This window comes from Rathayibacter sp. AY1B7, from assembly GCF_002932735.1.
GTDB lineage: Bacteria > Actinomycetota > Actinomycetes > Actinomycetales > Microbacteriaceae > Rathayibacter.
The window spans coordinates 38,933-64,613 of the sequence record NZ_PSWK01000006.1 but is presented as its reverse complement, the minus strand read 5'-3'; the positions used below and the strand labels follow the sequence as shown (position 1 = coordinate 64,613).

The window sequence follows — 25,681 nt, the reverse complement described above, 5'->3', positions numbered from 1 at the left end:
ACCGGAGGCGGGCAAACGAGGTGACCTCCGTCGCCGACCGTGCCCACCGACCCTGCGAGCGCTGCGGCCCCGGAATCAGCCCAGCTTCGAGGCGGGCACCGTCTCGAGGTGGAGCAGGTCGCGGCGCAGGCGCTGCGAGCGGACGTAGCTGCTCAGCACGTGCTCGGGCGAGGGCGGGGAGTCGCTCCCGCCGAGGAGGGCGCGCGCGGTCGTGAGGCGTGCGCGGCGGATCTCGTCGAACACGGTGGTGCCGTTCCGCGCGAAGGTGCGCTGCAGCGTCCGCTTCGGGACGCCGAGGCGCTCGCAGATCTCCTGGACCGAGAGGCGGGGGTCGGTGGACATCGCGGCGATCAGGGCGAGGGCGCGCGTGTAGACGTCCTCGCTGCTCTCGCGCGGCAGCGAGGTCGCCAGCACAGCGCCCGCCAGCTGCTCGACGGCGGCCCGCACCAGGGGGAAGGCGGGGGAGTCGGCGTCGAGGGTGGAGCCGAAGGTCGCGTTGACGGTCGAGAGCAGGATGCCGCGGCTGGCCGCGTCGGCCTCGGTGACGACGGCTCCGCGGTCGGCCGAGTCGACCAGGCCCAGCAGCGGGCGGTCGAGGGCGATCTCGGTGCGGGCGCTCGGGGTGTCGGTCACGATCGTGAACGGGGAGTCGCAGTGGAGGAAGGCGATGTCACCCGGCGCGACGCGGACCTCGAGCGCCGCCGGATCGTCCGGCTGGATCACGAGCGCGCCCTCGAGCGGGATGATCAGGCGGACGCCCGGGCCGGCGGCGGAGGTGCGGTGCAGGCGGGCCGGCGAGTGCCAGATCCGGAGCACGTCGACGCCGTCGCTGCAGAGGGTGTCGGCCACGATGCGGAACGCGCCGTTCGCGCGGACGTCGACGCCGCTCTGGGCCAGCCACGCGGCCGCCGCGGTGTCCCGGCGGGACACTCCGCGATCGACGATCGGTCGGCTGCCTTCTGCGATTCCCCTCACGGCGGAGTCCTTTCCTCTGGCGCGTCCTCCGTACGACGCGATCCCTCTACCCTGGCCGATCCGGCCCGGTGGTGAGAAGTCTTCATGCGATCGCATCGTCGCTCACCTCCACCGCAAGGTGTCGGATCCCGCCATCGGGGGACGGAACCTGACCTCCGGGGTGCGCCTCGGATCGACGTGGACCTCGAGCGCGGCGACGTCGGTGAAGGGCCGGTCGTCGCTCGTGCGGCCCCGCAGCACGATGGAGTGGCGGAGCGTCCGGGGCGCCCTCAGCGGCGCGATCGTGTAGTGCGCGACGGCCACGAATCCCGCTCCCGGGGCGACCCGCTCGGGCCGGCCGACCACGGTGACCGGGGCCTCGTCGTAGTCGAGCTCGGCGCCCGAGCCGTCGGTGAAGGAGCCGCAGAACAGGGCGAGGTCGTGCAGGGCGGAGGTGCCGGAGTTGTGGAACTGCATCCAGAAGGTGATCACGGCGACGGAGCCGCACGCGGGCGCGAGCCGCACCGCGCTGCCGTCGAGGACGAGGTGCGGAGGCGCATCGAGCGTCGTAGCTCCGAGCATCAGCCGCGCCGCCTGACGCCCGCCGCCGGTGCGGCCACCGGTTCCGCTCCGCGTCCCGCCAGCTGCAGGAGGCCGCACGCGGCGACCACTCCGACGAGGGCGGCCGCCCAGCTCAGGTCCTGCTGGTCGAACTCCCGGAGGTGCTCCGGGACGCCCGTGAATCCGAGGATCCCCTGGGCCGCGGCGACGGTGGCGAAGGCGAGCAGCGCGGCCGTGGCGGCGACCGCGGCCGGGGCGGGCGGGTCGCCCTCCGAGTCCTGGGCGAAGCGGCGGACGGCGTGCGCGAGGGCGAGTGCGCAGAGGGCTGCGGCGACGAGGGCGGCCGCGGTGTAGGCCGGGCCGGCGGCCAGGAGGAGGAGGGCGCCGACGACGACCCGCAGGCAGGCCGGGAGGACGCCGGGAGCGCTGCATCCGCGCGCGCCCGGACCTCCGCCGAGGGCCGCGGCGCGGGCGCGGGACTCCTCGAGGCGCCTCCGGACGCCATGAGGACCAGCGGCGCGGAGCAGGGCGGTCGCGCCCGAGGCGAGCAGCGCGACGCCGACGAGCAGAGGGAAGACGAGGGCGGCGGCGGGCAGGGCGGGGGCGGCGTCGGCAGGGGTCATCGGGTCTCCTTCGGGGCGGGGACGGGGCGCGGCACCTCGATGATCCGTCCTCGCCGAGCGCCTCGGGAGGCCGGGCGCGAACGCTCACGAGGCAGGCGCGCCAGAACGTCAGAACGCGCCAGTGGACCGTGCCGCCGAGCTGCGCCAACGGCACCGCGGAACGTGCCACGCGCCTCCGAGTGCCCGCTGCGCGCCGTTTCGAGACGGCCTACGCTCACCGGATGGACGAGGTGCGGCACGCGTACGGCGCGCGGGCGGAGGAGTACGCGGCGCTGCTCGGATCGGTCGACGCGGGGCCCGCGGCCGACCGCGAGCTGATCGGGTCGTGGGCCGACGGGCTGGAGGGCACGGTCGCCGACGTGGGCTGCGGGCCCGGGCACTGGACGGAGTTCCTCCAGCGCCGCGGAGCCGCCGCGGTCGGCGTCGACCCGGTGCCGGAGTTCGTCGCGCTGGCTCGAACGCGGTTCCCGGACGTCCCGTTCCGGCTCGGCTCGGCGCTCGAGCTCGACGTCGACGGCCTCGGGGGCGTTCTCGCGTGGTACTCGCTCATCCACCTGCCGCCGGCGGAGCTGCCCGGCGCGGTCGCGGCGCTCGCCGCGCACCTCCGACCGGGCGGAAGCCTGCTGATCGGCTTCTTCGAAGGGCCGCGCACGGAGGCGTTCGCGCACGCCGTCGCACCGGCGTGGTTCCATCCGCTCGCCGAGATGCGCGCCCTCGCCGAGCAGGCCTGCCTCGAGGTGACCCACTCGCTCCGCCGCAGCGCCCCCGGCGTCCGCGACCACGGCGAGCTGATCGCTGTACTCCCGCGCTGACGCCGAGCTGATCGCCGTCCGCCCACGCTGACGCCGAGCTGATCGCCGTCCGCCCGCGCTGACGCCGAGCTGATCGCCGGCCTGTGATCCGGACGCCGCCGACGCCGCGCTGGTTCCGTGCTGACGGCACCCGCTCCCGCTGGTCACCGGCGGCCGACGTCCCGGCCCACCGCATCCCCTCGAGACACCACCGCCCCGCCGGGACGCCGCCGTCTCAGCGGTGCCGCGGCGGTCTCGGCGGTGTCCCGGCGGACGAGGGCCCCCGCGCCTAGAGGCGGTCGGCGCGCCACTCCGTGGGGATCTCCTCGCCGCGGCGGAACGCCTCCTCCTCGCGCTCGCGCAGCTCGACGCGGCGGATCTTGCCCGAGATCGTCTTGGGCAGGGGGTGGAACTCGAGGCGCCGCACCCGCTCGAAGGAGGAGAGCAGCTCGCGGGTGTGGGCGAAGATCGCGCTCGCCGTCTCGGCGGTCGGCTCCCAGCCCTCGGCGAGAGTGACGTACGCCTTCACCACGCTGTGGCGCACCTCGTCCGGAGCCGGCACCACCGCGGACTCGGCGACGGCGGGGTGCTGCAGCAGCACGCTCTCGACCTCGAACGGCGAGATCTTGAAGTCGGAGGACTTGAAGATGTCGTCGGTGCGGCCCACGAAGGTGATCGTGCCGTCGACCGCGCGGACCGCCACGTCGCCGGTGTGGAAGTAGCCGTCGGCGCGGGCGCGCTCGGTGCGGTCCTCGTCGCCGAGGTAGCCGGACATCAGGTTGACGGGCTCGACGGAGAGGTCGAGGCAGATCTCACCGGTGGAGGCGGGCTCGCCGGTCAGCGGATCGACGAGGGCGATGGCGACGCCGGGCAGCGCGCGGCCCATCGCTCCGGGGACCACGGGGGCGCCGGGCGGGTTCGCGATGATCGCGGTGGTCTCGGTCTGGCCGTAGCCGTCGCGGATGGTGAGTCCCCACTCCCGCTCGACGGTCGCGATGACCTCGGGGTTGAGCGGCTCGCCCGCCGAGAGGATCTCGGTCAGCGCGCGCGGCTTCACTCCGAGCGCCGACTGGATCAGCATCCGCCACACGGTCGGCGGCGCGCAGAACGTGGTGACCTCGGCCCGGTCGAGCTGCTGGTGCAGAGCGGTGGGGGAGAAGCGGCTGTAGTTGTAGACGAACACCGTCGCCTCGGCGTTCCACGGCGCGAAGAAGCAGCTCCACGCGTGCTTGCCCCAGCCCGGCGAGCTGATCGCCATGTGCACGTCGCCCGGCTGGACGCCGAGCCAGTACATCGTGCTGAGGTGCCCCACGGGGTACGACTCGTGCGTGTGCACGACCATCTTGGGCTTCGAGGTGGTGCCGGAGGTGAAGTAGATCAGGCACGGATCGGAGCTCTGGACGACCACGGTCGGGCTGATGCCGAAGGGCTCGAGCGAGTCGGCGTAGTCGAGCCAGCCCTCGACGGCGCCGCCGACCGCGATGCGGCCGAAGCCGCCCTCCATCTCGTCGAACTTGGCTGTCTCGGAGGCGTCCGCGATGACGTGCGCGACTTCGCCGCGCTCGAGGCGGTCGGCCAGATCGGCGGGTGAGAGCAGGGTCGTCGTGGGGAGGATGACCGCGCCGAGCTTCATGATCGCGAGCATCGACTCCCACAGCTCGAGGCGGTTGCCGAGCATGAGCATCACGTGATCGCCCTGCTCGACGCCGACCGAGTGGAGCCAGGCGGCGACCTCGTCGGAGCGCCAGCGCATCCGGTCGAAGGAGTACTTCTCCTCGGAGCCGTCCTCCTCCACGATCCAGAGGGCGGGGCGCTCGTTGCCGATGGCGATCGCGTCGAACCAGTCCACCGCCCAGTTGAAGCGGGGCCCGACGTCCGGCCACTGGAAGGCCTCGTTCGCGGCGACCGCATCGGTGCGGTGCTGCAGGAGGGTGTCGCGGGCGGCGCGGAAGCTCCCGGTGGGGTTCATGCATGTCTCCGTAGCGGTCGAGGTCCGGCCGCTGGCGGGACCGACCCCATTCTGCTCCCGCCGCGGTGCCGGGTGCTGCGCGACGGAGGCCCGGTGGGGACGCACGTCGGAGGGAGCACCTGTGGAGGAGCGGCCGAGTCCGTCCCACGAACGACACGGCGTCAGCGGGAGAGCGGAGGGCTCGCCCGCCGCAGCAGGCGCTCCCTCCGCTCCCTCCGCGGGACCTCAGTACTTGATGGACTGACCGCCGTCGATCGGGAGGACGGTCGCGTTCACGTAGGAGGCGTCGTCGGAAAGGAGGAACGCGACGACCGAGGCGATCTCGTCGGCCTCGCCGTAGCGCTTGGTCGGGTTGACCTGGATGAACTCCTCGGCCGCCTTGCGCGGGTTCTGCGGGTGGAGCTGCTTCATCGAGTTCTCGACCATCGGGGTCCAGATGGCCCCGGGCGCGATCGCGTTGATGCGGATGCCGAACTCGCCGTACTCGATCGCGGAGTTGCGGGTGAGGCCGACGACGCCGTGCTTGGCGGCCGCGTAGCCGGACTGGTTGCCGATCGCGGTGATGCCGCCGACGCTCGCGGTGTTGACGACCATGCCCGAGCCCTGCTCGCGCATCACCTTCAGCACCTTCTCGAGGCCGAGGAACACGCCGCGGAGGTTGATCGCGACGACCTTGTCGAACTCGTCGGCCGTGAAGTCCTCGGTGAGGTTCTGGCGGCCCTCGATGCCGGCGTTGTTGAAGAAGCCGTCGATCCGGCCGAAGGCCTCGAGGGTGCGCGCGACATAGGCGTCGACGTCCGCCTCCTTCGACACGTCGGCGAGGACGGTGATCGACTCGGTGCCCTCCGGCAGGACGTCGACTGTGGCGGCGAGGCCCTGCTCCGAGATGTCGACGAGGGCGAGCTTCGCGCCCTCCTGGGCGAGGCGGACGGCTGCGGCGCGGCCCAGGCCGGATCCGCCTCCGGTGATGAGGACGACGCGGTCGGCGAAGCGGGTGCTGGTGGTGGTCATGACGACTCCTGCTCGAAGAGGGATGGGCTCGGAGGCCGTGCGGTCGGCGAGTCCGTATCCATGCGTCTGCATGCAATTGTATCCACGATACGCCACAGGTGTCGGTTGAGTCTGAGTGCGCGGTCAGGGATGGAGTGATCCGGGCTGCGGGCGCCCGCAGTCGAGCCCGGTGGACCCTCACGAGCGGGGCCGCAGGATCCGACGCGAGTACTCGGGTTCTGGGCAGAGCCGCCGCCCCCGCCCCCCGACCCCGTTCCGCCTGGCCGCCGCTTCCGTGCGGCCGAGTCGCCCCGGCCGAGCAGGCGAGTCGCCGAGTCACCGCCGATCCGCCGCACGCCCGCCTACAGGTGCGGCTGCCCCGTCGAGGCGCTCGTTCCGCCGTCCACGGCCAGGATCGCGCCGGTGATGTACGCCGCGTCCGCGCTGGCGAGGAACAGCACCGGCGGGGCGATGTCGTCCGGCTGCCCGGGGCGCCCGAGGGCGATGCGGTCGATGAAGGGCGCGAGCTCCTCGGGGGTCGAGGTCATCGACTCGGTCAGCGGCGTCTGCGTGAAGGCGGGGGCGACGGCGTTGACCCGCACCCCGTGCGCGCCGAAGTCGAGGGCCAGCGACTGCACGAACGTCGTGATCGCGCCCTTGGTCGCGTTGTAGGCGGCCTGGCCCCAGTCGCCGCGGATGCCCGACACGGAGGAGACGACGACGATGTTGCCGCGGCTCGCCTTGAGGTGCGGGAGCGCCGCCTTCACCGCGTAGAAGAGGGCGTCGACGTTCGTGGCGAAGAGCGAGCGCCAGGCGTCGTCCTCCACCTCCTCGATCGGGCCGCCGAGGTGGCCGGCCGCGTTGTTCACGAGGACGTCGATCCCGCCGAACCTCGCGACGGTGCCCTCGACGAGCGAGTCGACCTCGGCTCGGACCGAGACGTCGGTGGGGACGACCAGGACGCGCTCGGCCGGGAAGCCGGCGACGGTCTCCTCGAGCGTGGCGGGGGTGCGCCCGGCGACCGCGACGCTCGCGCCCTGCTCGAGGAAGGCGCGTGCGATGGAGCGGCCGATGCCGGAGCCGGCTCCGGTGACCAGGACGGTGCGTCCGGCGAAGGGGTAGGTGTTCGAGGCGATCATGGCGGTGCCTTCCGGGTGCAGAGGGGCGGCTCGGCGGGGTGCGCCGGGTACGGCGGGCGTCGGATCCGCCCGGTGCCGATCATCCGCAGCACCCGAGTGGATCGACGGGCCGCCGCGCCGGTACGGAGGAGCTCCCCATCGACCCGCAGCACGGCTCCCGACCCTGGCAACCGCCGCAGAGTGCGATCCGCGGCCGCGCGGGCTCGGGTAGACCGGAGGGACGCCAGCGGACAGGGGGAACCACCATGGACACCACGAGAACGACCGCTCCGCGCCGGGCGACGGGGCTCCGGGCCGGACGGCGCGCGACCGCGCTGGGCGCCTCGGCACTGCTCACGGCGCTCGCTCTGAGCGGCTGCACGAGCGGCGCCGACCAGGCGGAGGAGGCGACACCCGCCGTTCCCGGCACCGCTGCTCCGACGACCGCCGCTCCGACCGCGACGCCCACCGAGGCTCCGCTCGGGCCCGTGACGCTGCCCGAGGGCGCGACCGCCGCCGTGCGGTGGACCGACCAGGTCGGCCCCGTCGATCCGCAGAGCGTGTACCTCAGCGGCGACCCGCTGCACATCACCGTCTCGGTCGCCTGCGACACCGAGGACGCCGAGGTGACGATCGAGGTCGTCGGCCTGATGACGAGCGGATCGTCGTGCGTCTACAGCCCGAGCACGACCCGCACCGGCACGGGAGGCGGCAACACGGGCACCATGCAGATCGCCGTCGAGCAGGACGCCGAGATCAGGGTGACGACGGTGCCGGACGACGCGCACTGGTCGGCCGCCGTCTCGACCGGGGCGCGAACGGTCCCCGGGCCCTGACGCCGGTCCGCGCCCTCACGAGAACACAGAAGTCGCGGTGGTCGAGAGCGGCCACCGCGACGTCTGCGTTCTCGAGTCGTCGAGGACGTCAGCCGATCGGGACGCCGAGCTCGGCCATGAACGGCACGGCGTCGACCGCCTCGCCGTCGACCCGCGTCTCGAAGTGCAGGTGGCAGCCGGTCGAGGCGCCGGTCGAGCCGCGCAGCGCGATGACCTGGCCGACGGTGACGGTCTCGCCGACCGACACCATCAGCTCGCTGTTGTGGGCGTAGCCGGTCTCGATGCCGCCGCCGTTGTCGAGCAGGATCCAGTTGCCGTAGCTGCCCTGGTACGACGCCTCCTCGACGGTGCCGCTGGAGGCCGCGAGGACGGGCGTGCCGCAGGCGCCGGCGAGATCGGTGCCCTTGTGGAACAGGTTCACGCCGGCGACCGGCGCGTCGGGGCGGGGGCCGTAGCTGCTGCTGATGTGGCCGGAGATCGGGACGACCCACGCTCCGGACGCTCCCGCGGCGGCCGCGGTCGACTCGCCGGAGGTGGCGGTGATCGCGTCGAGGGACGCGGTGGGGACGAGGACCTCGGGCTTGGCCTCGGCGGCGAAGGCGTCGCGGGTGACGCTCTGCTGCACGACTCCGGCCGCCACGAAGCTCTGCGGGCGGGCCGCGGCGACGGCGGTGGCCGTGTCGCGGGTCAGCTCGGAGTCGGCGGTGCCGCCCACGGCGAACGCGGGCATCGTCGAGGTGATCGCGATGCCGGCCACGAGGGTCATCGCGGCGACTGCGGAGACGCGGGGGCGCGACGGGCCGCGGGAGGGGCGACGGCTGCGGGACTCCTGCTCACGGAGCGAGCGACGGGTCGGGAGGGCGGACGGACTGCCGGTCTCGGCTCCTGCGGGGGTGGGAGTCGAGGCGCGTGACGAACGGTGCATGCAGAGGAGGTTCCAGGTCTGCCGACGCTCGAGGGGGGAGGCGAGCGCCGGGTGGGGCAGTGGGGCTTATCGCACGGCTGAGCCGATGCGACCCTCCAAACTACCCGCGTTCCGCCGGATCCGACCTGAGAGAAACCTCCGGAGTCAAGCGGTTGAGCGCATCGATCGGCTCTCGATCCGGAGTGGCGGGGGTGCGCCGGGTCGCCGGTGGGCGTGCTCAGCGGTCGGCGGTGAAGACGAGCAGGGCGATCACACCGGCGACCGTCGCCGCGACTCCGGAGCCCAGGCGCCACCACATCCACTTGTCGCGCCTGGGCCCGCGCACGGGACGCCGGAGGCCGGCGCGGCCCTGGTAGCCGCCGGGATCGTGCTGGAAGACCATGCCCCCAGCCTGCCGAACCAGCGCCCGTCGCGGGGTCGACTCGCCCGCGACTCCCAGCCGCGAACGGCATCGCAGGGCTGAAGCGAGAGTCGGAGAGGAAGGAGGAGAGGCGGCGACCAGGGGGAGGAGGAGCAAGGACGGCACGGGCGCAGTACGGCCGCCGCCCGCGCGCCTAGCGCGGCCCGGGCGCGCTCGCCAGCGGGTTCGCGGGGCGGGTGCCGCTCGGTAGCGTGGGGGAGTCGGCCGGAGCGGTCGACGAGCGGAGGAGCGGACATGGCCGGGACCGGCAAGGACAGGGACGCACGCGACAAGGCGGCGCAGAAGCGCGCGAAGAAGGCGCTGAAGAAGGCCGAGAAGTCGGTGCGCGCAGCGCACGAGGCGGTCCGCGACTCCAGCAAGAAGCTGCGCAAGAAGGCCCGCAAGCTGGCCGAGCAGACCGAGAAGCTCAAGCGGACCCAGGAGAAGGCGGCGAAGAAGGCGGCCGCGGCCGAGAACCGCCCGACCACGCCGAAGCACGCCGCCGAGCCGGCGGTCGGCGCCCTCGACCTCACCCCGCCGCTTCCCGGCTCGCAGGAGCCCGCCGAGGATCAGGAGTCCGCCGAGGACGCCGGCGCCGCGGCCGAGCCCGCCGCACAGCCGGAGTCGGCCCCCGACTCCGACCCCGCGCACACCCCGGACCTCACCCCGCCGATGCCGCGCTCGGCCTCCTGAGCGCACCCGTCTGAGCGCCGCACGCCGGTGCGGGATCAGGTGGATCGCACTCGCCGATGCGCCGCCCGCCTGAGAATCTGCACAGACTACTCGGGCGGGCGTGCCCCGCGAGGTGAACAGCAGGTGAAGCCTCGCGACCACGCCGGAACGCCTCCCGCCACGGGAGCATCATGTCTGCGTGGATCCCTTCATCCTGCTCGCGCTCGTAGTCGTCACAGCTCTCGCCTTCGACTTCACCAACGGCTTCCATGACACGGCGAACGCGATGGCCACGTCCATCGCGACCGGTGCCCTGAAGCCCCGCACCGCCGTCGCCCTCTCGGCGTCGCTGAACCTCGTCGGTGCGTTCCTCAGCATCGAGGTGGCGCTGACCGTCACCAACGCGGTCGTGAAGATCCAGGACTCCTCGGGCGCACCCGATCCGGCGCTGCTCGAGGACGGCGGTTCCGCTCTGCTGCTGATCGTGCTGGCCGGCCTCATCGGCGGCATCGTCTGGAACCTGCTGACCTGGCTGCTCGGCCTGCCCTCGAGCTCGTCGCACGCCCTCTTCGGCGGCCTGATCGGCTCCGCTCTCGCGGGCCTCGGCCTCAACGGCGTGAACTGGGCCGGCGACGGCACGAAGCTCGACGGCGTCGTCGGCAAGGTGATCCTCCCGGCGCTGATGTCGCCCGTGCTCGCCGGAGCGGTCGCGGCGATCGGCACCTGGCTCGTCTTCCGGGTGATCGGCAACCTCGCCGAGAAGAGCCTCCACCGCGGCTTCCGCTTCGGTCAGATCGGCAGCGCCTCCCTCGTCTCGCTCGCGCACGGCACCAACGACGCGCAGAAGACCATGGGAGTGATCACGCTCGCGCTGATCGCGGCCGGCGGCTGGAGCGACACCGAGTCGGTCCCCTTCTGGGTCAAGCTCAGCTGCGCGCTGGCCATCTCGCTCGGCACCTACATCGGCGGCTGGCGGATCATCCGCACCGTCGGCAAGGGCCTCGTCGAGATCGACACCCCGCAGGGCATGGCCGCCGAGAGCGCCTCCGCCGCGGTCATCCTCGCCTCCAGCCACCTCGGCTTCGCCCTCTCGACCACCCACGTCGCGACCGGCTCGATCCTCGGCTCCGGAGTCGGCCGCCCCGGCGCGCAGGTGCGCTGGCGCGTGGCGCTGCGCATGGTGATCGCCTGGGTCATCACGCTCCCGGCCGCCGCTCTCGTCGGCGCCGTGATGTGGTGGATCGGCCACCTCGTCGGAGGCGCGGCCGGCGGCCTCCTGATGGCCGCGATCCTCGTCGCCGTCGCCTCCCTCATCTACATCCGCTCGCGCCGCGACAGCATCGGCGCGCACAACGTCAACGACGAGTGGCAGGACGCGGCGGCACGCCCCGCGCCCGAGACCGCCGGCGTCTGAGCGAAAGGATCCGCACCGTGCTCTCCCTCTTCCTCTCCGCCGCCGGCCAGGTGGCCCTCGTCGCCGTGCTCCTCGGAGCAGGCCTGCCCGTGCTCTTCGCCGTCGGCGTCCGCTCCTTCGCCGTCGCCGCCGGTGCTCCCGCCTCGGGCGGGTCCGACGCCCCCGCGGTCCGGAGCGGTCTGCCCGCGCCGGTGCTGCGCGGGATCGGCGTGCTCTGCTTCGCCCTCGTCGTCGGCTCCGTCGTGATCGGCCTGAGCGTCATCATCGCGACGGGCCTCGGCCAGTCGGTGAGCTTCGAGCACGTGATCCCGACCTTCGTGCCCAAGGGCTGAGCATGGCCTCGACCGATCCGATCGCGGCGCGGGAGGGGATCGTCGCCCGCGTGGTCGGCTGGCTGCGCGCGGGCTACCCGTCGGGCGTGCCGGAGCAGGACTACCTGCCGCTGCTGGGCCTGCTGCGCCGCAGCCTCACGACGGACGAGGTCGAGCAGGTCGTCGCGCGGCTCCTGTCGGAGTCGGAGCGGGCCGAGACGGTCGTCTCACGGGCCGTCGTGCGCGAGCGGATCGAGCAGCTGCTGCTCGGACCGGCGCTGCCCGAGGACGTCGCCCGCGTCTCCTCGCGGCTCGCGAGCGCGGGCTGGCCGCTGGCGGGCCCGGAGTCGCTGGCCGAGCCGGACACTCGCGAGGGCCTGGTCGCGCGCATCGTCCGCTGGCTGCGCGCCGGCTACCCGGCCGGGCTGCCCGAGCAGGACTTCGTGCCGCTGCTGGCGCTCCTCCGCCGCCGTCTGAGCGACGAGGAGGTGGCCGAGGTGGCCGCCGGTCTCGCCGCCGACGCGCCCGCCTCCCGCGCGGACGTCGGCACAGCGATCGCCGGAGTGACCTCGGAGCTGCCCTCGGAGGAGGACATCGAGCGCGTGCGCCGGTCGCTGGCCGCGCTGGGCTGGCCGGAGGAGTTCGCGAGCTGACACGCCGCGGCCCGGGTCTCGGGCCGCAGGAGGCCGCGAGCCTCTCCGCCGCTGTCGCCGGCGTGCCGGCCGGAGAGCCCGCTGGCCGACCTCGCCGCGATCCCGGGCGGTCCAGCCGTCGAAGGGTGACCCCGCCGGGACCAGGATGCGGACGCTGCAGCGGTCGGGGCCCGCCGTGAGCGGGCGGGACGAGCGCTGGAGCGTGTCCTCGGGCGGGCGACAGGCGGCCGCCCGGTCGGCAGGGGAGTCGCGGGGTCACGACGCGCGCCGTCCGCCGTCCTAGGTTCGGCCCGGGTCCGGATCGGCTGCGCAGCCGGCTGCCGGACCGCAGCCCGACCGGAAGGACAGCCCATGCCCGCACCCACCATCGTCCTCGTCCACGGAGCGTTCGCCGACGCCGCGAGCTTCGCCCCGGTCACGCGGATCCTGCTCGACGCCGGCCACGCCGTGCGCGTCCCTGCAGTGCCGAACCGCAGCCTGCTGGGCGACGCGGAGTACCTCCGCTCCTTCGTGGAGCAGCTCGACGGGCCGGTCCTGCTGGCGGGCCACTCCTACGGCGGCGCCGTGATCACGGTGGCGGGCGCCGCCGAGAACGTGGTCGGCCTCGTCTACCTCGCGGCCTACGCGCTCGAGGAGGGGGAGAGCCTCGGGCAGCTGCAGGGCGCCTTCCCCGACTCCGACCTCCCGGCGAATCTCGTCTACACCCCGTTCCCGATCGACGGGGCGGAGCCGGGCACGGACGTGTCGGTCGCGGTGTCGGCGTTCCCGGAGGTGTTCGCGGCCGGGATCGACCCGGCCGAGGCGGCCGTGCTCGCGGTCGGCCAGCGCCCGCTCGCCGCTCTGGCCTTCGGTGAGGCCGCCCCGGTCGCCGCCTGGCGGACCCGGCCGAGCTGGGGCGTCGTCGCGGCCGCGGACCGGACGATCAACCCGGACGTCGAGCGGTTCGGCTACCGGCGGGCGGGCGTGCGCTCGGTCGTCGAGCTCGACGCGCCGCACCTGGTGATGCGCTCGCACCCGGAGGAGGTCGCGCGGGTCATCGCCGACGCCGCGGCGGAGCTGAGCTGACCGCGGAGTCGCCTGACCGCGGAGGGGTGCGCCGAGTGCCGGTGCGCTCCTCCGCACCCCGCCGCGCACCGCCCCCACCCGGAAGCACGCCCCGCCGATCTAGGTACTCCCGCCGCGGATCTAGGTCGGCGTCGCGTGGAGCCGGGCCCGCCGCCTCCCTAGCCTCGAAGGGAGAGAAGGGCGGGATCGTGGACACGGACACCGCACGGCTCGGCGCCTACCTCCGGGGGCACCGCGACCGGCTGCGCCCCGACGAGGTCGGCCTGGGCGCCGACGGCAGGCGCCGCGTCAGCGGGCTGCGCCGCCAGGAGGTCGCCGTGCTCGCGGGGATCAGCCCGGACTACTACCTGCGGCTCGAGCAGGGCAAGGACCGCCGCCCCTCGGCGCAGGTCCTGGACGCTCTGGCCCGCGCGTTCCGTCTCGACGCGGACGGGCGCGACTACCTCTTCCGGCTCGGCGGACACGCCGCGCCGCGCCGCTCGCCGGGCTGGGCACAGGCCGGGCCGACCCCGGCGCAGGTCGGCAGCCTGACGAGCATGGTCTCGTCCTGGACCACGACGCCCGCCTACGTGGTCGACCGCTACCAGGACCTCGTCGCCGTGAACGAGCTCGGCCGCCTGTTCCTCCCCCTGGCCTGCGAGCAGGGGACCAACATGATCGAGGCCGTCATCGACGCCGCGGCGCTCGAGACCGACGCCGAGCGGCACGAGGACTGGGACCGCACGATCGCCGTGATGACGGCCGCCCTCCGCTTCCACTCCGACCCGGCGGACCCGCGTCTGCGGGTCCTGGTCGCCTCGCTCGGAGGCCGCTCGCGGGTCTTCCGCCGCGTCTGGGCGAGCCAGGAGGCGTATCCGCTCCGCGAGGGCTCGTCGCCGGTGCGCGTCGACCCCTTCGGCTTCATCGCCTTCCGCTGGCAGACCTTGGAGGTGCACGGAGGCGACCACTTCCTGACCTCCTTCTTCGGCGCCCCCGGCAGCGCCGCGGCCGCCGCGATCGATTTCATCCGGGCCCGCCACCGGGTCGAGGAGTGTCTGCGCGAGGGTGCGATACTCGACGCGTGAAGCGGGACGCGCTCGTCGTCGGTCGGGGATCGGAGCTCGCGCGGCTCCGTCTGATGGTCGACGGCATCGCCGCCCACGGGTCGGCGCTCGTCATCGACGGGGACGCCGGGGTCGGCAAGACCACCCTGGTCGAGGAGGTCGTCGCCCACGCCCGCGCACGCGAGGTGCGGGTGCTGCGCACCGCGGGCTCCGCAGCGGAGTCGGGCGACCAGTACGCGGCGCTGCAGCTCCTCCTGCACCCGCTCCGCCCGGGCCTCGACGGCCTGCCCCTGCCGCAGCAGGACGCGCTCCGCGTGGCCTTCCACCTGGCGGACGGAGTGCAGCCGACGCCGCTCCTGGCCGGCCTCTCGGCCCTGACCCTCCTGAGCGACGCCGCCGCCGATCGGCCCCTGCTGGTCGTCGTCGAGGACCTGCACCGGATCGACCCGGAGTCGGCGTGGGCGCTGCGGATGCTCGCCCGGCGCATCGGCGAGGACCGCGTCGTCGTCGTGATGACCACGAGGGACCGGCCCGAGGAGGACTCCGGCCTCGAGCACCTCCACCTCGGGCCGCTGTCGGCCGCCGACTCGGCCGCTCTCCTGGACACGCTCCCGCATCCTCCTCGCGGCGCCGCCCGGCGCGCTCTGCTCGACCTGGCCCGCGGGAATCCCCTCGCCCTGGTGGAGCTGACCGGGCGCGACCCGTCCGCCGACGAGGCGGAGGACCGCGCGGTGACCGGACGCCTCGAGTCGGCCTTCGCCGAGCGCTTCGCGGAGCTCGACCAGCCCTCGCGGCTCGCCGTGCTGGCCGTGGCGCTGGGCGACGTCGCGACGGCGGAGGAGGCGAGCCGGCTGGCGAACCTGGCGATCGGCCGCCACCCCGACCCCTCCTGGATCGACCGGGCCGTCGCCGCGTCGCTGCTCAGCTGGACGCCGGGGAGCGGACTCCGCTTCCGGCACCCTCTCGTGCAGTCCGCTGTGACGAGCGTGAGCCGCCCCTCCGAGCGCGCGGCCGTGCTCCGCACGCTCGTCCAGGAGCACCGCGACGACCCGAGCCGGACGCTCTGGTGGCGGTCGGAGCTCGCGACCGGCTCGGACGGGCCGGTCGGCGAGGAGCTCGCCGGTCTCGCGGCGTCAGGCCTCGCGACGGGCGACGTCGTCCTGGCGGCGCAGGCGATGGAGCGGGCGGCGGAGCTGACCCCCGCGGGGCCGCTGCGCGTCTCGCGCCTGATCGACGCGGCCGAGTACTCCGGGCTCGCCGGCCGGACCGCGGAGGCGGCGCTGCTCGTGCACCGCGCGGCGGGCGAGACCGTCGATCCGGTACTCACCGCCCGCGCCGCCTGGACGCGCGAGACGCTGCCGACCGGGCGCACGGCCCTCTCGCGGGGAGACCTCTCGCCCGCGCTCGCCGCGGTGACCGCGCTGCAGAGCCACGGAGCCGTCGACGCCGCGACCGCCGCGCTCCTGCACCTCGCCGCCATCGCCTGGGACCACAACCGCGAGGCGTCGCCGGGGGAGCCGATGATCCAGGCGGTGCGCGCGCTCGCCCTCGACGACTCCGACCCGCGCGCCGTCCTGCTCGCGGCGGTCACCGAGCCGATCGCCCGCGGCGACGAGGTCGTCCGCCGGGCGCTCGCGGCGGCCGGCGGGGCGAGCGGTCCGGAGGAGGCGTGGTGGCTCGGCTACGCGCTGAACACGGCGGGCGAGGTCGAGGTCGCCCGGGAGCTCCTGGAGGAGGCGATCACGGGGCTCCGCGCGCGCGGCGACATCCGGATCCTCCCGCAGGCGCTCCTCGCCGCCTCGATGACCACGTCGCTCGCCGGCCGCTTCTCGCGGGCCCGCTCCTTCGCCGAGGAGGCGCTCGTCCTCGGGAGCGACCTGGGGGACGTGGGCTTCGAGACCGCGTCCCGGGCCTGCCTGGCCTGGTTCGACGCGATGGAGGGCGTCGCGCCCGATCCCGAGGCGATCAGCGCGGGGAGCGCGATCGGCGCGGCCGTCCTCTGCTCGAGCGTGATGCGGGCGACTCTCCGTGGATCGAGAGCGGCGGTGGCGGTCCTCGAGTCTCGACCGGGCGACGCCGTGCCGGAGCTCCTGCCCCTCCTCGACACGGACGACGACTCCCTGAACCCCGGCTTCGCGATCCTCACCACGCCCGATCTCGTCGACGCGGCTCTCGCGACCGGAGATGACGGAGTCGTGCGCCTGCACGCCGCGAGGCTGGAATCGCTCTTCGAGCGCTGGCACCAGCCGATGATCGAGGCGGCCCTCCGGTACGCGCAGGTCGCCGTGGCGCTCGCCGACGGAGCGCCGGACGCCGCGGCCGGGCTGCTCCGCCGGACTCCGCCGCCGCTCCCGTATGTGCGGGCGCGGGCGCTGCTGCTCGTGGGCGACGGGCTGCGCCGGGCCGGTCAGGCGGCGGAGGCGCGGCCCCTCCTCCGCGAGTCGCTGGCGATGCTCGAGGAGCTGCCGATCCACGCCTGGGCCGATCGGGCCCGTGACGCGCTCCGGGCCGCCGGAGGGAGGATCGCGGACGCGCCGTCGCCGGCCGCTGCCACGCTGACCCCGCAGGAGCTGCGCATCTGCGCTCTCGCGAGCACGGGGCTGTCGAACCGCGCGATCGCGCAGAACCTGTTCCTCTCGCCGCGCACGGTCGGCGCGCACCTGTACGCGGCGTACCGCAAGCTCGGGATCGGCGGGCGGGGCGAGCTCGCCGCGGTGCTCGGGAGGGACGCGGGCGCCGACGCCTGAGGCCGGACTCCGCTCGCAGGGGCACCCGGCCCCCGTTCGAGCGCAGACGCGCAGGCGCGCCCCGGAACGGCCGGGACGCGCCTGCGAGCGTGCCGCGCTACTCCTGGATGAAGGCCAGCAGGTCGGGGTTGATGACGTCGGCGTGGACGGTCAGCATGCCGTGCGGGTAGCCCTCGTAGATCTTGAGCGTCGAGTTCTGCAGCAGCTCGTGCTGCTTGAGCGCGGCGTCCTTGTAGGGGACGACCTGGTCGTCGTCGCCCTGGGTGACGAGGACGGGGACGGTGATCGCCTTCAGGTCCTCGGTCTGGTCCGTCTCCGAGAAGGCCTTGATGCCCTCGTAGTGCGCGAGCGCGGATCCGGTCATGCCCTGGCGCCACCAGTTGTCGACCACGGGCTGCGAGAGCTCGACGCCCTCGCGGTTGAAGCCGTAGAAGGGCCCGGAGGCCACGGCCTGGTAGAACTCGGCGCGGTTCGCCGCGAGAGCGTCGCGGAAGCCGTCGAACACCGAGATCGGCGTGCCCTCGGGGTTCGCCTCGGTCTGCACCATCAGCGGCGGGACCGACGAGACGAGGACGGCCTTGGCCACGCGACCCTGGGGCTCGCCGTACTTCGCGACGTAGCGCGCGACCTGACCGCCTCCGGTGGAGTGGCCGATGTGGATCGCGTTCCGCAGGTCGAGGTGCTCGACGACCGCGTTCACGTCGCTGGCGTAGTGGTCCATGTCGTGTCCGGTGCCGACCTGGGTCGAGCGTCCGTGCCCGCGGCGGTCGGTCGCGATGACGCGGTAGCCGTGCGCGTGGAAGAACAGCATCTGCGCGTCCCAGTCGTCGGACGACAGCGGCCAGCCGTGGTGGAAGACGATGGGCTGCGCGTCGGTGCTGCCCCAGTCCTTGTAGTAGATCTCGACGTCGTCGTCCGTGGTCACAAACGGCATCTTCGAACCTCCGTGCTCGTGTCGATCCCGAGCCCGGCCCGGGTCGTGTCCAAGGTGGTGCCTCCCCGGATGAGGGTGGGGAGCGGCTCCACGATAGGGGCGTGGGAGCGCTCCCTGAAGAGCGCGGGGAGATGTTCCGACGATCGTCCAGACCTGGTCGCCCGGGCGGTGCCGGGGCCGCCGGCCGCGCACGCCGTGTGGGGTCGGATGACTCGTGACCGGCACCGCGGACGCTGACAGGATCGCGGCGGATGCGCCCTCCCGCGGCGCGCGGATCGGAGGTCGCGATGCCCACGACGACGCCCACGACGACGGCCCTGCCGACGCCCCTGCCGACGACGCCCCTGCCGACGACCCCCCTGCCGACGACGCCCCGGCCGGCGGTGCTCCGGTGACCGTCGAGGACCGCGTCCCGATCGAGCCGCAGGCGGTCGTCGCTCCGCTCAGCCGGTCCGCCGTCTTCCTCTCGCTCGACATCGTCGGCGGGCAGGACGCCGCGGACCGCGTGCGGGACGTCGTCGCCGACGTGGGCGGGATCCTCCGCGCGGTCGGCTTCCGCGACCTGGGCCTGCGCCTCTCCTGCCTGGTCGGGATCGGGAGCGACGCGTGGGACCGCTTCGGCGGGGAGGGGCGCCCCGCGCAGCTGCACCCGTTCCGGGAGGTGGTCGGCGCGGCGCACACGGCCGTCTCGACGCAGACCGACCTCCTGTTCCACATCCGGGCGGAGCGGGACGACGCCTGCTTCGAGTTCGAGCGCCTCCTGCTCGACGCGCTCGGCGAGGACGTCGTCGTCCGCGACGAGGTGGTCGGCTTCCGCTACTTCGACAACCGCGACCTGCTGGGCTTCGTCGACGGCACCGAGAATCCGACCGGCGAGGCGCTGCCCCGCGTCGCGCTGATCGGCGCGGAGGACGCGGCGTTCGCGGGCGGCAGCTACCTGGTCGTGCAGAAGTACCTGCACGACCTGACGGCGTGGCACGCGCTCACCACCGAGCAGCAGGAGCGGGTCATCGGCCGGAGCAAGGCCGACAACGTCGAGCGCGAGGACGATCCGGCGCAGCTCTCGCACAAGGGGCTCGCGACCGTGGTCGACGCCGGCGGGACCGAGCACGACATCCTCCGCGACAACATGCCCTTCGGCCGGCCCGGCAGGGGCGAGTTCGGCACGTACTTCCTCGGCCTGGCCGCCGACCTGTCGGTGATCGAGACGATGCTGACGCGGATGTTCGTCGGCGTGCCCGCGGGCCGGCACGACCGCCTCCTCGACTTCTCGACCGCGACGACCGGCGGGGTCTACTTCGTGCCCTCGCGGGACGTGCTCGAGGGCCTGGGCGGCTGACCCGGGCCGGTCGTCGGGGCGCGGATCGAGTCGGATGACCGTGGTGCGGCCCGGGCCGGAGCGGTGGGATCGGAGCAGCGCAGGCGCGCAGGACGATCAGCAGGGAGAACGCCGTGGAACCCGACGACAGCACCGCTCCGCACCACGAGACCCCCGGTTTCGGAGACCCGGACCTCCCCCAGGAGGGGATCGTGAACACCGAGGGCGATCCCTCGGCGAACACGATGACCGGCCCGCAGAACCGCGTCCTGGAGGGGCTGTTCCCGAACCAGATCGCCGCGCCCGCGACGGACATCAGCACGCAGCCGTTCTTCTGGTCCTCCTTCAACATCTCGCCGCGGCGGGTGCAGCGGGGAGGCTGGGCGCGCGAGCTCACGCAGGCCGACTTCGCGATCTCGAACGAGATCGCCGGCGTGAACATGTACCTCGAGGCCGGCGGGATCCGCGAGCTGCACTGGCACCAGAGCGCCGAGTGGGCGCTGATGACCAAGGGGAACTGCCGCATCACCACGCTCAGCCGCACCGGCCGACCCAGCGTCGACGACGTGCAGGAGGGGGACCTCTGGTACTTCCCGCCCGGCCTGCCGCACTCCCTGCAGGGCCTCGGCCCGGACGGGGCGGAGTTCGTGCTCGCGTTCGACGACGGCGAGCAGTCCGAGAGCAACACGCTCCTGCTCACCGACTGGTTCGCGCACACCCCGCCAGACGTGCTGGCGAAGAACTTCGGCGTCGCGCAGGAGGTCTTCCGCGACATCCCGCTGCACGACCTCTGGATCTTCCCGGGCGACGTGCCCGGCGACCTCCAGGCCGACCGGGCCGCGGCCGGGGTGCAGGACGGCGACGAGGCGGTGATCTTCCGGCTCTCCCGCTCGGAGCCCGTTCACCAGAACAGCGGCGGCCGGATCCAGATCGCCGACAGCACGAACTTCCCGGCCTCGCGCACGGTCTCGGCCGCGCTGACGACCGTCGAGCCCGGCTCGATGCGCGAGCTGCACTGGCACCCCAACGCCGACGAGTGGCAGTACTACCTCCGCGGATCCGCTCGGATGACCGTCTTCAACACCGGCCCGCACGCCAACACGACCGACTTCCACGCCGGAGACGTGGGCGTCGTGCGCCGCAACTTCGGCCACTACGTGGAGAACACCGGCGACGACACGCTGGTCTACATCGAGACCTTCAAGAGCTCCCGCTACGAGGAGGTGTCGCTCGCCCAGTGGCTGAGCCACCTGCCGCCGTCGCTGGTCGCGCAGCACCTGAACATCCCGGAGGAGGTGCTGGCGACCTTCCCGCTCGGGACGCAGGGGATCACTCCGCTGCGCTGAGGGAGGGACGCGCGGAGGGGACGGGGACATGGCGGAGGATCACGAGGCGGCGCTCCTGCCGTGGGCGGGGAGGGCGGCGGTGCTGCTGGACCGGCACCTGCGAGTGCTGGCTGCGACTCCGCTCGCGCGGGCGCTCTCGCCCGCCTTCGCCCCGGGAGTGAGCATCGCCCGCTTCACCTTCCTGGACTCGTCCGAGGTCGAGGACCTGCCCTGCTGGGGGTCCGCCGCCGACCAGGTCGCGGCGATGCTCCGGGACTCGCTCGAGCGGCACCCGGGGGACCGGGAGTTCCTGACGGTCGTCGGGGAGCTCTCGGCGAGGAGCCCCCGGTTCGCGGACTCGTGGGCGGCCGGGGCGGAGGCCGACGCACGCGGGTCGGTCGTGTTCCTCAACACCGCGGTCGGCTCCGTTCCGATGGACTACCGGCTGGTCCGGGACGGCGCGCGCCTCCTGCTCCTGTTCGAGGCGGGTGACGCGGCGGGCCGCGAGGCGCTCGCGCGGCTCGCCGCCACGCGTCAGGCGCCGGCCGGGGCGGCCAGCGCGGTGCCCGCCTCCGGAGCGGGCCGCAGCGAGGCGAGGACGTCGACGGCCGCGGCCGCCGGAGTCCCCGCTGCCGCGAGGTAGGTCACGACGTACCGGCCCGGAGCGCCGGCGACCTCCAGGGTCTGCATCTCGAGGTCGAGCCAGCCGAACGGCTCGACGTGGACGCGGATCCACCGGTGGGTGAAGGGGCGGACCTGGTACTCGGCCCAGATCGACCGGAACAGCGGATTCTCGACCGAGCACTCGCCGACGATCTCGTGCAGCCGCGGATCGTCGGGGACGCTGTAGAACCGCAGCGCGGCGATCAGCTCGCGGAAGACCTGGCCCCACGCCTGCAGCTGGTCCGGCGGGTCGCCGTCCGCCACGGCGCGCGCATAGCCGCGGGAAGTGGAGAGCAGCATGTTGGCGCCGGGCACGCCCTTGTCGGGGGCGAGACGGCTCATCAGGTCGTTCGCGCCGAGGACGTCGAGGTTGCGGTCGAACGCGTACGCCGGGGTCCTCGGCCAGTGGGCGAGCAGCGACTCCACGCCCTGGCCCGGCGGAGGGGAGTCGGGATCGCGCGGGCCGGGGCGCAGCTGGGCCAGCCGGAAGAGGTAGGCGCGCTCGAACTCGTCGAAGGCGAGCGCCTCGGCGAGGGCGTTCAGCACCTGGTCAGACGGGGCGACCGCGTGCCCCTGCTCGACGCGGAGGTAGTAGTCGCGGCTGATCCGGGCGCGGTCGGCGACCTCCTCGCGGCGCAGGCCCGGCACCCGCCGCCGGGTGCCCGCGGTCGGCACGCCGACCTGCTCCGGCCGCAGCGCCGCCCGGCGAGCGCGGAGGAACTCCGCGAGGGGGCTGCGAGAGCTCATCGTGCGACTCCATCGGATCACCCGCCGCGTCGAGCGGCGGTCGTGCGGGGGTGGGGCCGTACCGGTCGTCCGGTGGGACACAGAGTACCGTCGGGCGCTCGCGGGGCCCACTGCCCTCCTGTGCCTCCTGCCCGGCGCCGACCGGGAGACGGGCGCTCGGGACGGTTCGACAGAGGGTGCGCTCCGGAGGGTTCCGACAGAGGGAGGAGAGCGCGCCCGCGCCCGGCGGTCAGCATGGGGTCCTCGGAACCCGTCCCTCAGGAGTCGCGATGACGATCAGTGCACTCTCCTCGCCGCCCGCGCACCCGAGCGCACCCGAGGACGTGGTGGTCCGGATGCTGAGCTCGGCGTCGCCCGCGCGGGAGCGGCTCCTGGTGGTCGAGGGCGGGATCGGCTCGGGCCGGACGCACATGCTGCGCTCCGCCGCGGCCACCGCTCGCGCCGCCGGCTGCGAGGTCGTGGAGGTGCGGCCGGACCGGGGCGACGCCGTGATCGGCGCGTCCTCGCTCGCACTGTTCGCCACGCTGATCGGCCGTCTGCAGCGGGTGCGCGACTCCTCCGCCTCACCCTGCGACCCCGGCTTCCTGATCGTCGTCGACGACTGGGAGCGGTTCGACGTCGCCGCCCGCGAGACCCTCCAGGCCCTGGTGACCCGGCTGGTCGACGAGGTCGGTGCCGCCTGCCTCCTCGCCACCGGCGACCGGCGCGTCCTCGCCGGCTGGGAGGGCCTCCGGCACCGTCGCACGGAGCCCCTCGACGCGGAGGCGGCCCGCGGCTTCCTGCGCGCCCACGGCGGCCGCCGGCCGCTCGCCGTCGAGGCGCGCCTGCTGCGGGTCGCGGAGGGGAATCCGCTGCTCCTCGACGTCCTCGGGCGGGCCTGGGCCGACGAGGACGCTCCCTCGCCCTTCCCGGTCTACCCGCGACTCGAGCAGGCCGAGACCAGGGTGCTCGACCTGCTGGCTCCGCTGTCGGAGGAGTGCCGGGAGGCGCTCCTGGTTGCCGCGGTGGCGGGCGCCGAGTTCCCGGAGAGCATCGGGTCGGCCCCCGGAGACGGGGACCGCGCCCTGGTACAGGCGGGGATCCTGACGGCGGGCGGCCGTGCGTTCCGCGACCCGGTGGTCCGCGCGGTGGTGCTCTCGACGGCGTCGCCCCGAGCGCTGCGGGCGGCACGGAGGCGGCTCGCCGAGCGCCCGGAGTCGGCCCCGCACCTCCGCCTGCTGCTCGCGGCGGACGACGCGGCCGGGCCGGAGGAGCGGGCGCGGCTGCTGAGGGACGCGGCGGAGGAGCGACTCCGCGCGGGTCGGCCGCAGGAGGCGCTGCTCCTCCTCGCCGAGGCGCGGTCGAGTGCGCGCGGTGCTGCTCTGCGGGAGGAGCTCGAGACGCGCGCGGCTGCCGTCGCGGCCTTCACCGGCGACGCGGCGGCCCTCGAGCGGGTGGTCGAGCGCTCGCGGGAGGACGGCGGGGTTCCCGGGACCGGCGTCGAGGCGGCGCGGCTGGCCGATGCGCTGCTCCGCACGGGGGACGTGGGCGGGGTCCGCCGCGCGGCCCTCCGGGCGCTCGGCGCTCGGGTGGGGCGTGGGGGCTCGGGAGTCGGTGGTGCCTCGCTCGCCGGCGGTGACTCTCCTGTCGGCGGTGCCTCTCCTGTCGGTGGTGCCTCTCCAGTCGGCGGTGTCGCTCCCGCCGAGACCGACGCCTCCCGCGACGACGTCAGCAGCCTCCCCGCCGACCACGCAGCCCCTCACGACGCCGCCGCCGACCTGCTGGTGACCGTTCTCCACCTCGCCTGCATGCTCCGCGGCGATCCCGCGTGGTGGCAGGAGGCGCTCGCCGTCGGCGAGGAGCACCCCCTCGATCCCGTCCTGCGCCTCGTGGAGGCCTGCGTGCGGCCGGTGCCGGACGAGGAGTGGGAGCGCCGCCTGCTGCTCGCCGAGGACTCCGCGGTCACGGGCGACCCGTGGAAGACGGTCGCGCTGCACCTCGCCTGGTCGCTGCTCGAGGTCTCGGACGAGCGCCGCGACCGCCTCGCCGGGCTCCTCGACGGCGGGGAGGAGGCGGACGGCCTGCCCGGCGCCCTCGCCCTCCTCCGCCGCGGCACCACCGCACTCGACGGCGGTCGCCTCGACGACGCCTCGGCCGACCTCGACCGCGCCGCCGCCCGCGCCGACGACCTGCCCGCCGTGCGCGCGCTGATCGACGCGACTCGAGCCCGGATCCACGCCCTGCAGGGCGACCGCGCACGCACCCTCGAGTGCGCCGAGCGCGCGACGGCCTGGGCGCTGCGGCACGGAGCGGCGTCGGTCGCGCGCGCCGCCGATCACGCCCTGTGCTCGCTCGACCTCGGCGGCGGCCGTTTCGAGGAGGCGCACGCCCGCTCCTCCTCCCGCGTCGGCGGCGACCCGCTGGAGCTCCTCGACGCAGCCGAGGCCGCCTCGCGCCTCCGCCTGCCCGAGCACTGCGCCGAGCTGGCGGCGGCCGCGGCGGACCTCGCCGCGCGGCCCCTCGCTCCCCGCGGGCGGATGCTCGCCCTCGCGGCGACCGCGGTCCTCGATCCGACCGGCGGCGCGGGCGCCCTCTTCGAGCGCGCCCTCGACCCGGCCTCCGAGGAGTGGCCGTTCGAACGGGCACGCGTCCAGCTCTGCCACGGCGAGTGGCTGCGCCGCCGGATGCGCCCGCTGGAGGCCCGCACCCGGTTCCGCCAGGCCGCCGCGGGGTTCGCCGCGGTGGGAGCCGAGCTCTGGCTCGCCCGCGCCCAGCACGAGCTGCGGGCGGCGGGCGGAGCGGGGGAGGCGCCGGTCGCCGCCGACCTCAGCGAGCAGGAGCGGCGCGTGGTCTCCCTGGCCGCCGCCGGCCTGTCGAACAAGCAGATCGCCCAGCAGCTCTTCGTCTCGCCCCGCACCGTCAGCGGGCACCTGTACCGGATCTTCCCCAAGCTCGGGGTGACCTCGCGGGCAGGGCTCCGCGACGCGCTCCTCAGCCTCGAGGACGCCCGGAGCGCGTGACGGAGCCGCAGGATCGAGTCATCCGACCTGGTGCCTGCCGCCGCGGGAGGCGCATGCTGAGCGCATGACGTCGCAGCAGATGATCGACCCCTCCGTCCCGCCGAGCGGCCCCGGCTGCGTCGAGTGCGAGCAGTCCGGCTCGTGGTGGCTGCACCTGCGCCGCTGCGCACTCTGCGGGCACATCGGCTGCTGCGACGACTCGCTGAACCGCCACGCGACGGCCCACTACCACTCGACGGGCCACGCGGTCATCCGCAGCTTCGAGCCCGGCGAGGACTGGTTCTGGGACTACCGGACCGACGACTACGCCGACGGCCCCGCCCTGGCCGACCCGCAGAGCCACCCGGCGAGCCAGACCACCCCGGGGCCGAAGGACCGCGTGCCGCGCGACTGGCAGTACCTCCTCGCCGAGCGGGCCGAGCGGGGCTGAGCCGCGCGCCTCGCGACAGCGCAGGACTTTCGCGAGAGTCCAGGAGTTGTCGCACTGGGCGTCGACTGCGACAACTCTCGAGCATTCGCGGCCGTCGGAGCCGTCGACACCCAACGCTTGTCCACAGGCGGCGAGTAGCCAGGAGTCGCCGTACTCGCGACCGACTACGGCGACTTCTGGATGGTCGCGGCGG

24 protein-coding genes are annotated in these 25,681 nt (G+C 74.3%); 14 read left to right on the top strand and 10 right to left on the bottom strand.

Annotated elements, in window-relative coordinates; translation table 11 throughout:
* Positions 1-75: 75 nt before the first annotated feature.
* The 3 genes from C5C95_RS05110 to C5C95_RS17095 form a co-directional block, all read right to left on the bottom strand.
* The gene (locus tag C5C95_RS05110; RefSeq protein ID WP_181125565.1) at positions 76-975 is read right to left on the bottom strand and encodes a helix-turn-helix domain-containing protein; all 900 of its coding nucleotides are present in this window, start codon (positions 973-975) and stop codon (positions 76-78) included.
* 102 nt (positions 976-1,077) lie between these two features.
* Entirely contained in the window at positions 1,078-1,536 is a 459-nt protein-coding gene (locus C5C95_RS05105; RefSeq protein ID WP_104257452.1) for a hypothetical protein, read from the bottom strand.
* The gene (locus tag C5C95_RS17095; RefSeq protein WP_146083594.1) at positions 1,536-2,138 is read right to left on the bottom strand and encodes a hypothetical protein; all 603 of its coding nucleotides are present in this window, start codon (positions 2,136-2,138) and stop codon (positions 1,536-1,538) included. Before C5C95_RS17095 ends, C5C95_RS05105 begins: the two co-directional genes overlap by 1 nt.
* A 221-nt stretch (positions 2,139-2,359) precedes the next feature.
* Between C5C95_RS17095 and C5C95_RS05100 the strand changes: the two genes are divergently transcribed.
* Positions 2,360-2,950, top strand: a complete 591-nt coding sequence (locus tag C5C95_RS05100) for a trans-aconitate 2-methyltransferase (protein WP_104257513.1) — start codon at positions 2,360-2,362, stop codon at positions 2,948-2,950.
* A 268-nt stretch (positions 2,951-3,218) separates the two neighbouring features.
* Here C5C95_RS05100 and C5C95_RS05095 read toward each other — a convergent pair whose 3' ends face one another.
* From C5C95_RS05095 to C5C95_RS05085, 3 genes are all read right to left on the bottom strand, one after another.
* Positions 3,219-4,898, bottom strand: a complete 1,680-nt coding sequence (locus tag C5C95_RS05095; protein WP_104257451.1) for an AMP-binding protein — start codon at positions 4,896-4,898, stop codon at positions 3,219-3,221.
* A gap of 225 nt (positions 4,899-5,123) precedes the next feature.
* Positions 5,124-5,981, bottom strand: a complete 858-nt coding sequence (locus C5C95_RS05090) for a glucose 1-dehydrogenase (RefSeq protein ID WP_104323949.1) — start codon at positions 5,979-5,981, stop codon at positions 5,124-5,126.
* A gap of 269 nt (positions 5,982-6,250) precedes the next feature.
* Positions 6,251-7,027 (bottom strand): SDR family NAD(P)-dependent oxidoreductase, encoded by a 777-nt coding sequence (locus C5C95_RS05085; protein WP_258072624.1) that lies wholly within the window; start codon positions 7,025-7,027, stop codon positions 6,251-6,253.
* Between the two features lie 245 nt (positions 7,028-7,272).
* Here C5C95_RS05085 and C5C95_RS05080 point away from each other — a divergent pair, with 245 nt between their 5' ends.
* Positions 7,273-7,842, top strand: coding sequence for a hypothetical protein (locus tag C5C95_RS05080; RefSeq protein WP_104323948.1), 570 nt, complete (start codon positions 7,273-7,275; stop codon positions 7,840-7,842).
* A gap of 88 nt (positions 7,843-7,930) precedes the next feature.
* Here C5C95_RS05080 and C5C95_RS05075 read toward each other — a convergent pair whose 3' ends face one another.
* Together C5C95_RS05075 and C5C95_RS17345 are read right to left on the bottom strand one after the other, a co-directional pair.
* On the bottom strand, positions 7,931-8,767 hold the full coding sequence (locus tag C5C95_RS05075; RefSeq protein ID WP_104239337.1) for a M23 family metallopeptidase: 837 nt from the start codon (positions 8,765-8,767) through the stop codon (positions 7,931-7,933).
* Positions 8,768-8,984: 217 nt separating this feature from the next.
* On the bottom strand, positions 8,985-9,149 hold the full coding sequence (locus tag C5C95_RS17345; protein ID WP_159940529.1) for a hypothetical protein: 165 nt from the start codon (positions 9,147-9,149) through the stop codon (positions 8,985-8,987).
* Positions 9,150-9,422: 273 nt separating this feature from the next.
* On the opposite strand from C5C95_RS17345, the gene C5C95_RS05070 reads away from it, so the two are divergent.
* The 7 genes from C5C95_RS05070 to C5C95_RS05040 all read left to right on the top strand — a co-directional run bounded on the left by C5C95_RS05070 (position 9,423) and on the right by C5C95_RS05040 (position 17,072).
* Positions 9,423-9,860 carry a hypothetical protein gene (locus tag C5C95_RS05070; RefSeq protein ID WP_104224013.1) on the top strand — a complete coding sequence of 146 codons (438 nt, stop codon included), beginning with the start codon at positions 9,423-9,425 and terminating at the stop codon, positions 9,858-9,860.
* A 178-nt stretch (positions 9,861-10,038) separates the two neighbouring features.
* On the top strand, positions 10,039-11,253 hold the full coding sequence (locus C5C95_RS05065) for an inorganic phosphate transporter (protein WP_104224012.1): 1,215 nt from the start codon (positions 10,039-10,041) through the stop codon (positions 11,251-11,253).
* 17 nt (positions 11,254-11,270) lie between these two features.
* A complete protein-coding gene (locus tag C5C95_RS05060; protein WP_104227380.1) occupies positions 11,271-11,585 on the top strand; it encodes a hypothetical protein in 315 nt (104 codons plus the stop codon).
* Positions 11,586-11,587: 2 nt separating this feature from the next.
* Complete coding sequence (locus tag C5C95_RS05055; protein WP_104227379.1) at positions 11,588-12,217, top strand: DUF3349 domain-containing protein; 630 nt, start codon at positions 11,588-11,590, stop codon at positions 12,215-12,217.
* Between the two features lie 351 nt (positions 12,218-12,568).
* Positions 12,569-13,282: an alpha/beta fold hydrolase gene (locus C5C95_RS05050; RefSeq protein ID WP_104248158.1), complete on the top strand. Its 714-nt coding sequence runs from the start codon at positions 12,569-12,571 to the stop codon at positions 13,280-13,282.
* Positions 13,283-13,470: 188 nt separating this feature from the next.
* Positions 13,471-14,346 (top strand): helix-turn-helix domain-containing protein, encoded by an 876-nt coding sequence (locus tag C5C95_RS05045; RefSeq protein ID WP_181125563.1) that lies wholly within the window; start codon positions 13,471-13,473, stop codon positions 14,344-14,346.
* Positions 14,343-17,072, top strand: a complete 2,730-nt coding sequence (locus C5C95_RS05040) for an AAA family ATPase (protein WP_104323946.1) — start codon at positions 14,343-14,345, stop codon at positions 17,070-17,072. Before C5C95_RS05045 ends, C5C95_RS05040 begins: the two co-directional genes overlap by 4 nt.
* A 97-nt stretch (positions 17,073-17,169) precedes the next feature.
* Here C5C95_RS05040 and C5C95_RS05035 read toward each other — a convergent pair whose 3' ends face one another.
* Entirely contained in the window at positions 17,170-18,006 is an 837-nt protein-coding gene (locus C5C95_RS05035) for an alpha/beta fold hydrolase (RefSeq protein ID WP_104224006.1), read from the bottom strand.
* 391 nt (positions 18,007-18,397) lie between these two features.
* On the opposite strand from C5C95_RS05035, the gene C5C95_RS05030 reads away from it, so the two are divergent.
* The 3 genes from C5C95_RS05030 (at position 18,398) to C5C95_RS17090 (ending at position 21,292) form a co-directional block, all read left to right on the top strand.
* Positions 18,398-19,345: a Dyp-type peroxidase gene (locus C5C95_RS05030; RefSeq protein WP_104227387.1), complete on the top strand. Its 948-nt coding sequence runs from the start codon at positions 18,398-18,400 to the stop codon at positions 19,343-19,345.
* Positions 19,346-19,458: 113 nt separating this feature from the next.
* Positions 19,459-20,670, top strand: a complete 1,212-nt coding sequence (locus tag C5C95_RS05025; protein ID WP_258060596.1) for a cupin domain-containing protein — start codon at positions 19,459-19,461, stop codon at positions 20,668-20,670.
* Between the two features lie 28 nt (positions 20,671-20,698).
* Positions 20,699-21,292, top strand: coding sequence for a hypothetical protein (locus C5C95_RS17090; protein WP_146087048.1), 594 nt, complete (start codon positions 20,699-20,701; stop codon positions 21,290-21,292).
* On the opposite strand, the gene C5C95_RS05015 is transcribed toward C5C95_RS17090, so the two are convergent.
* A complete protein-coding gene (locus tag C5C95_RS05015; RefSeq protein ID WP_104323944.1) occupies positions 21,184-22,059 on the bottom strand; it encodes a helix-turn-helix transcriptional regulator in 876 nt (291 codons plus the stop codon). The genes C5C95_RS17090 and C5C95_RS05015 overlap by 109 nt on opposite strands.
* 269 nt (positions 22,060-22,328) lie before the next feature.
* Here C5C95_RS05015 and C5C95_RS17940 point away from each other — a divergent pair, with 269 nt between their 5' ends.
* Both C5C95_RS17940 and C5C95_RS05005 read left to right on the top strand, forming a co-directional pair.
* Complete coding sequence (locus C5C95_RS17940) at positions 22,329-25,058, top strand: LuxR C-terminal-related transcriptional regulator (protein WP_104323943.1); 2,730 nt, start codon at positions 22,329-22,331, stop codon at positions 25,056-25,058.
* A 64-nt stretch (positions 25,059-25,122) separates the two neighbouring features.
* Positions 25,123-25,488, top strand: a complete 366-nt coding sequence (locus C5C95_RS05005; protein ID WP_104227372.1) for a UBP-type zinc finger domain-containing protein — start codon at positions 25,123-25,125, stop codon at positions 25,486-25,488.
* Positions 25,489-25,681 lie beyond the last annotated feature (193 nt).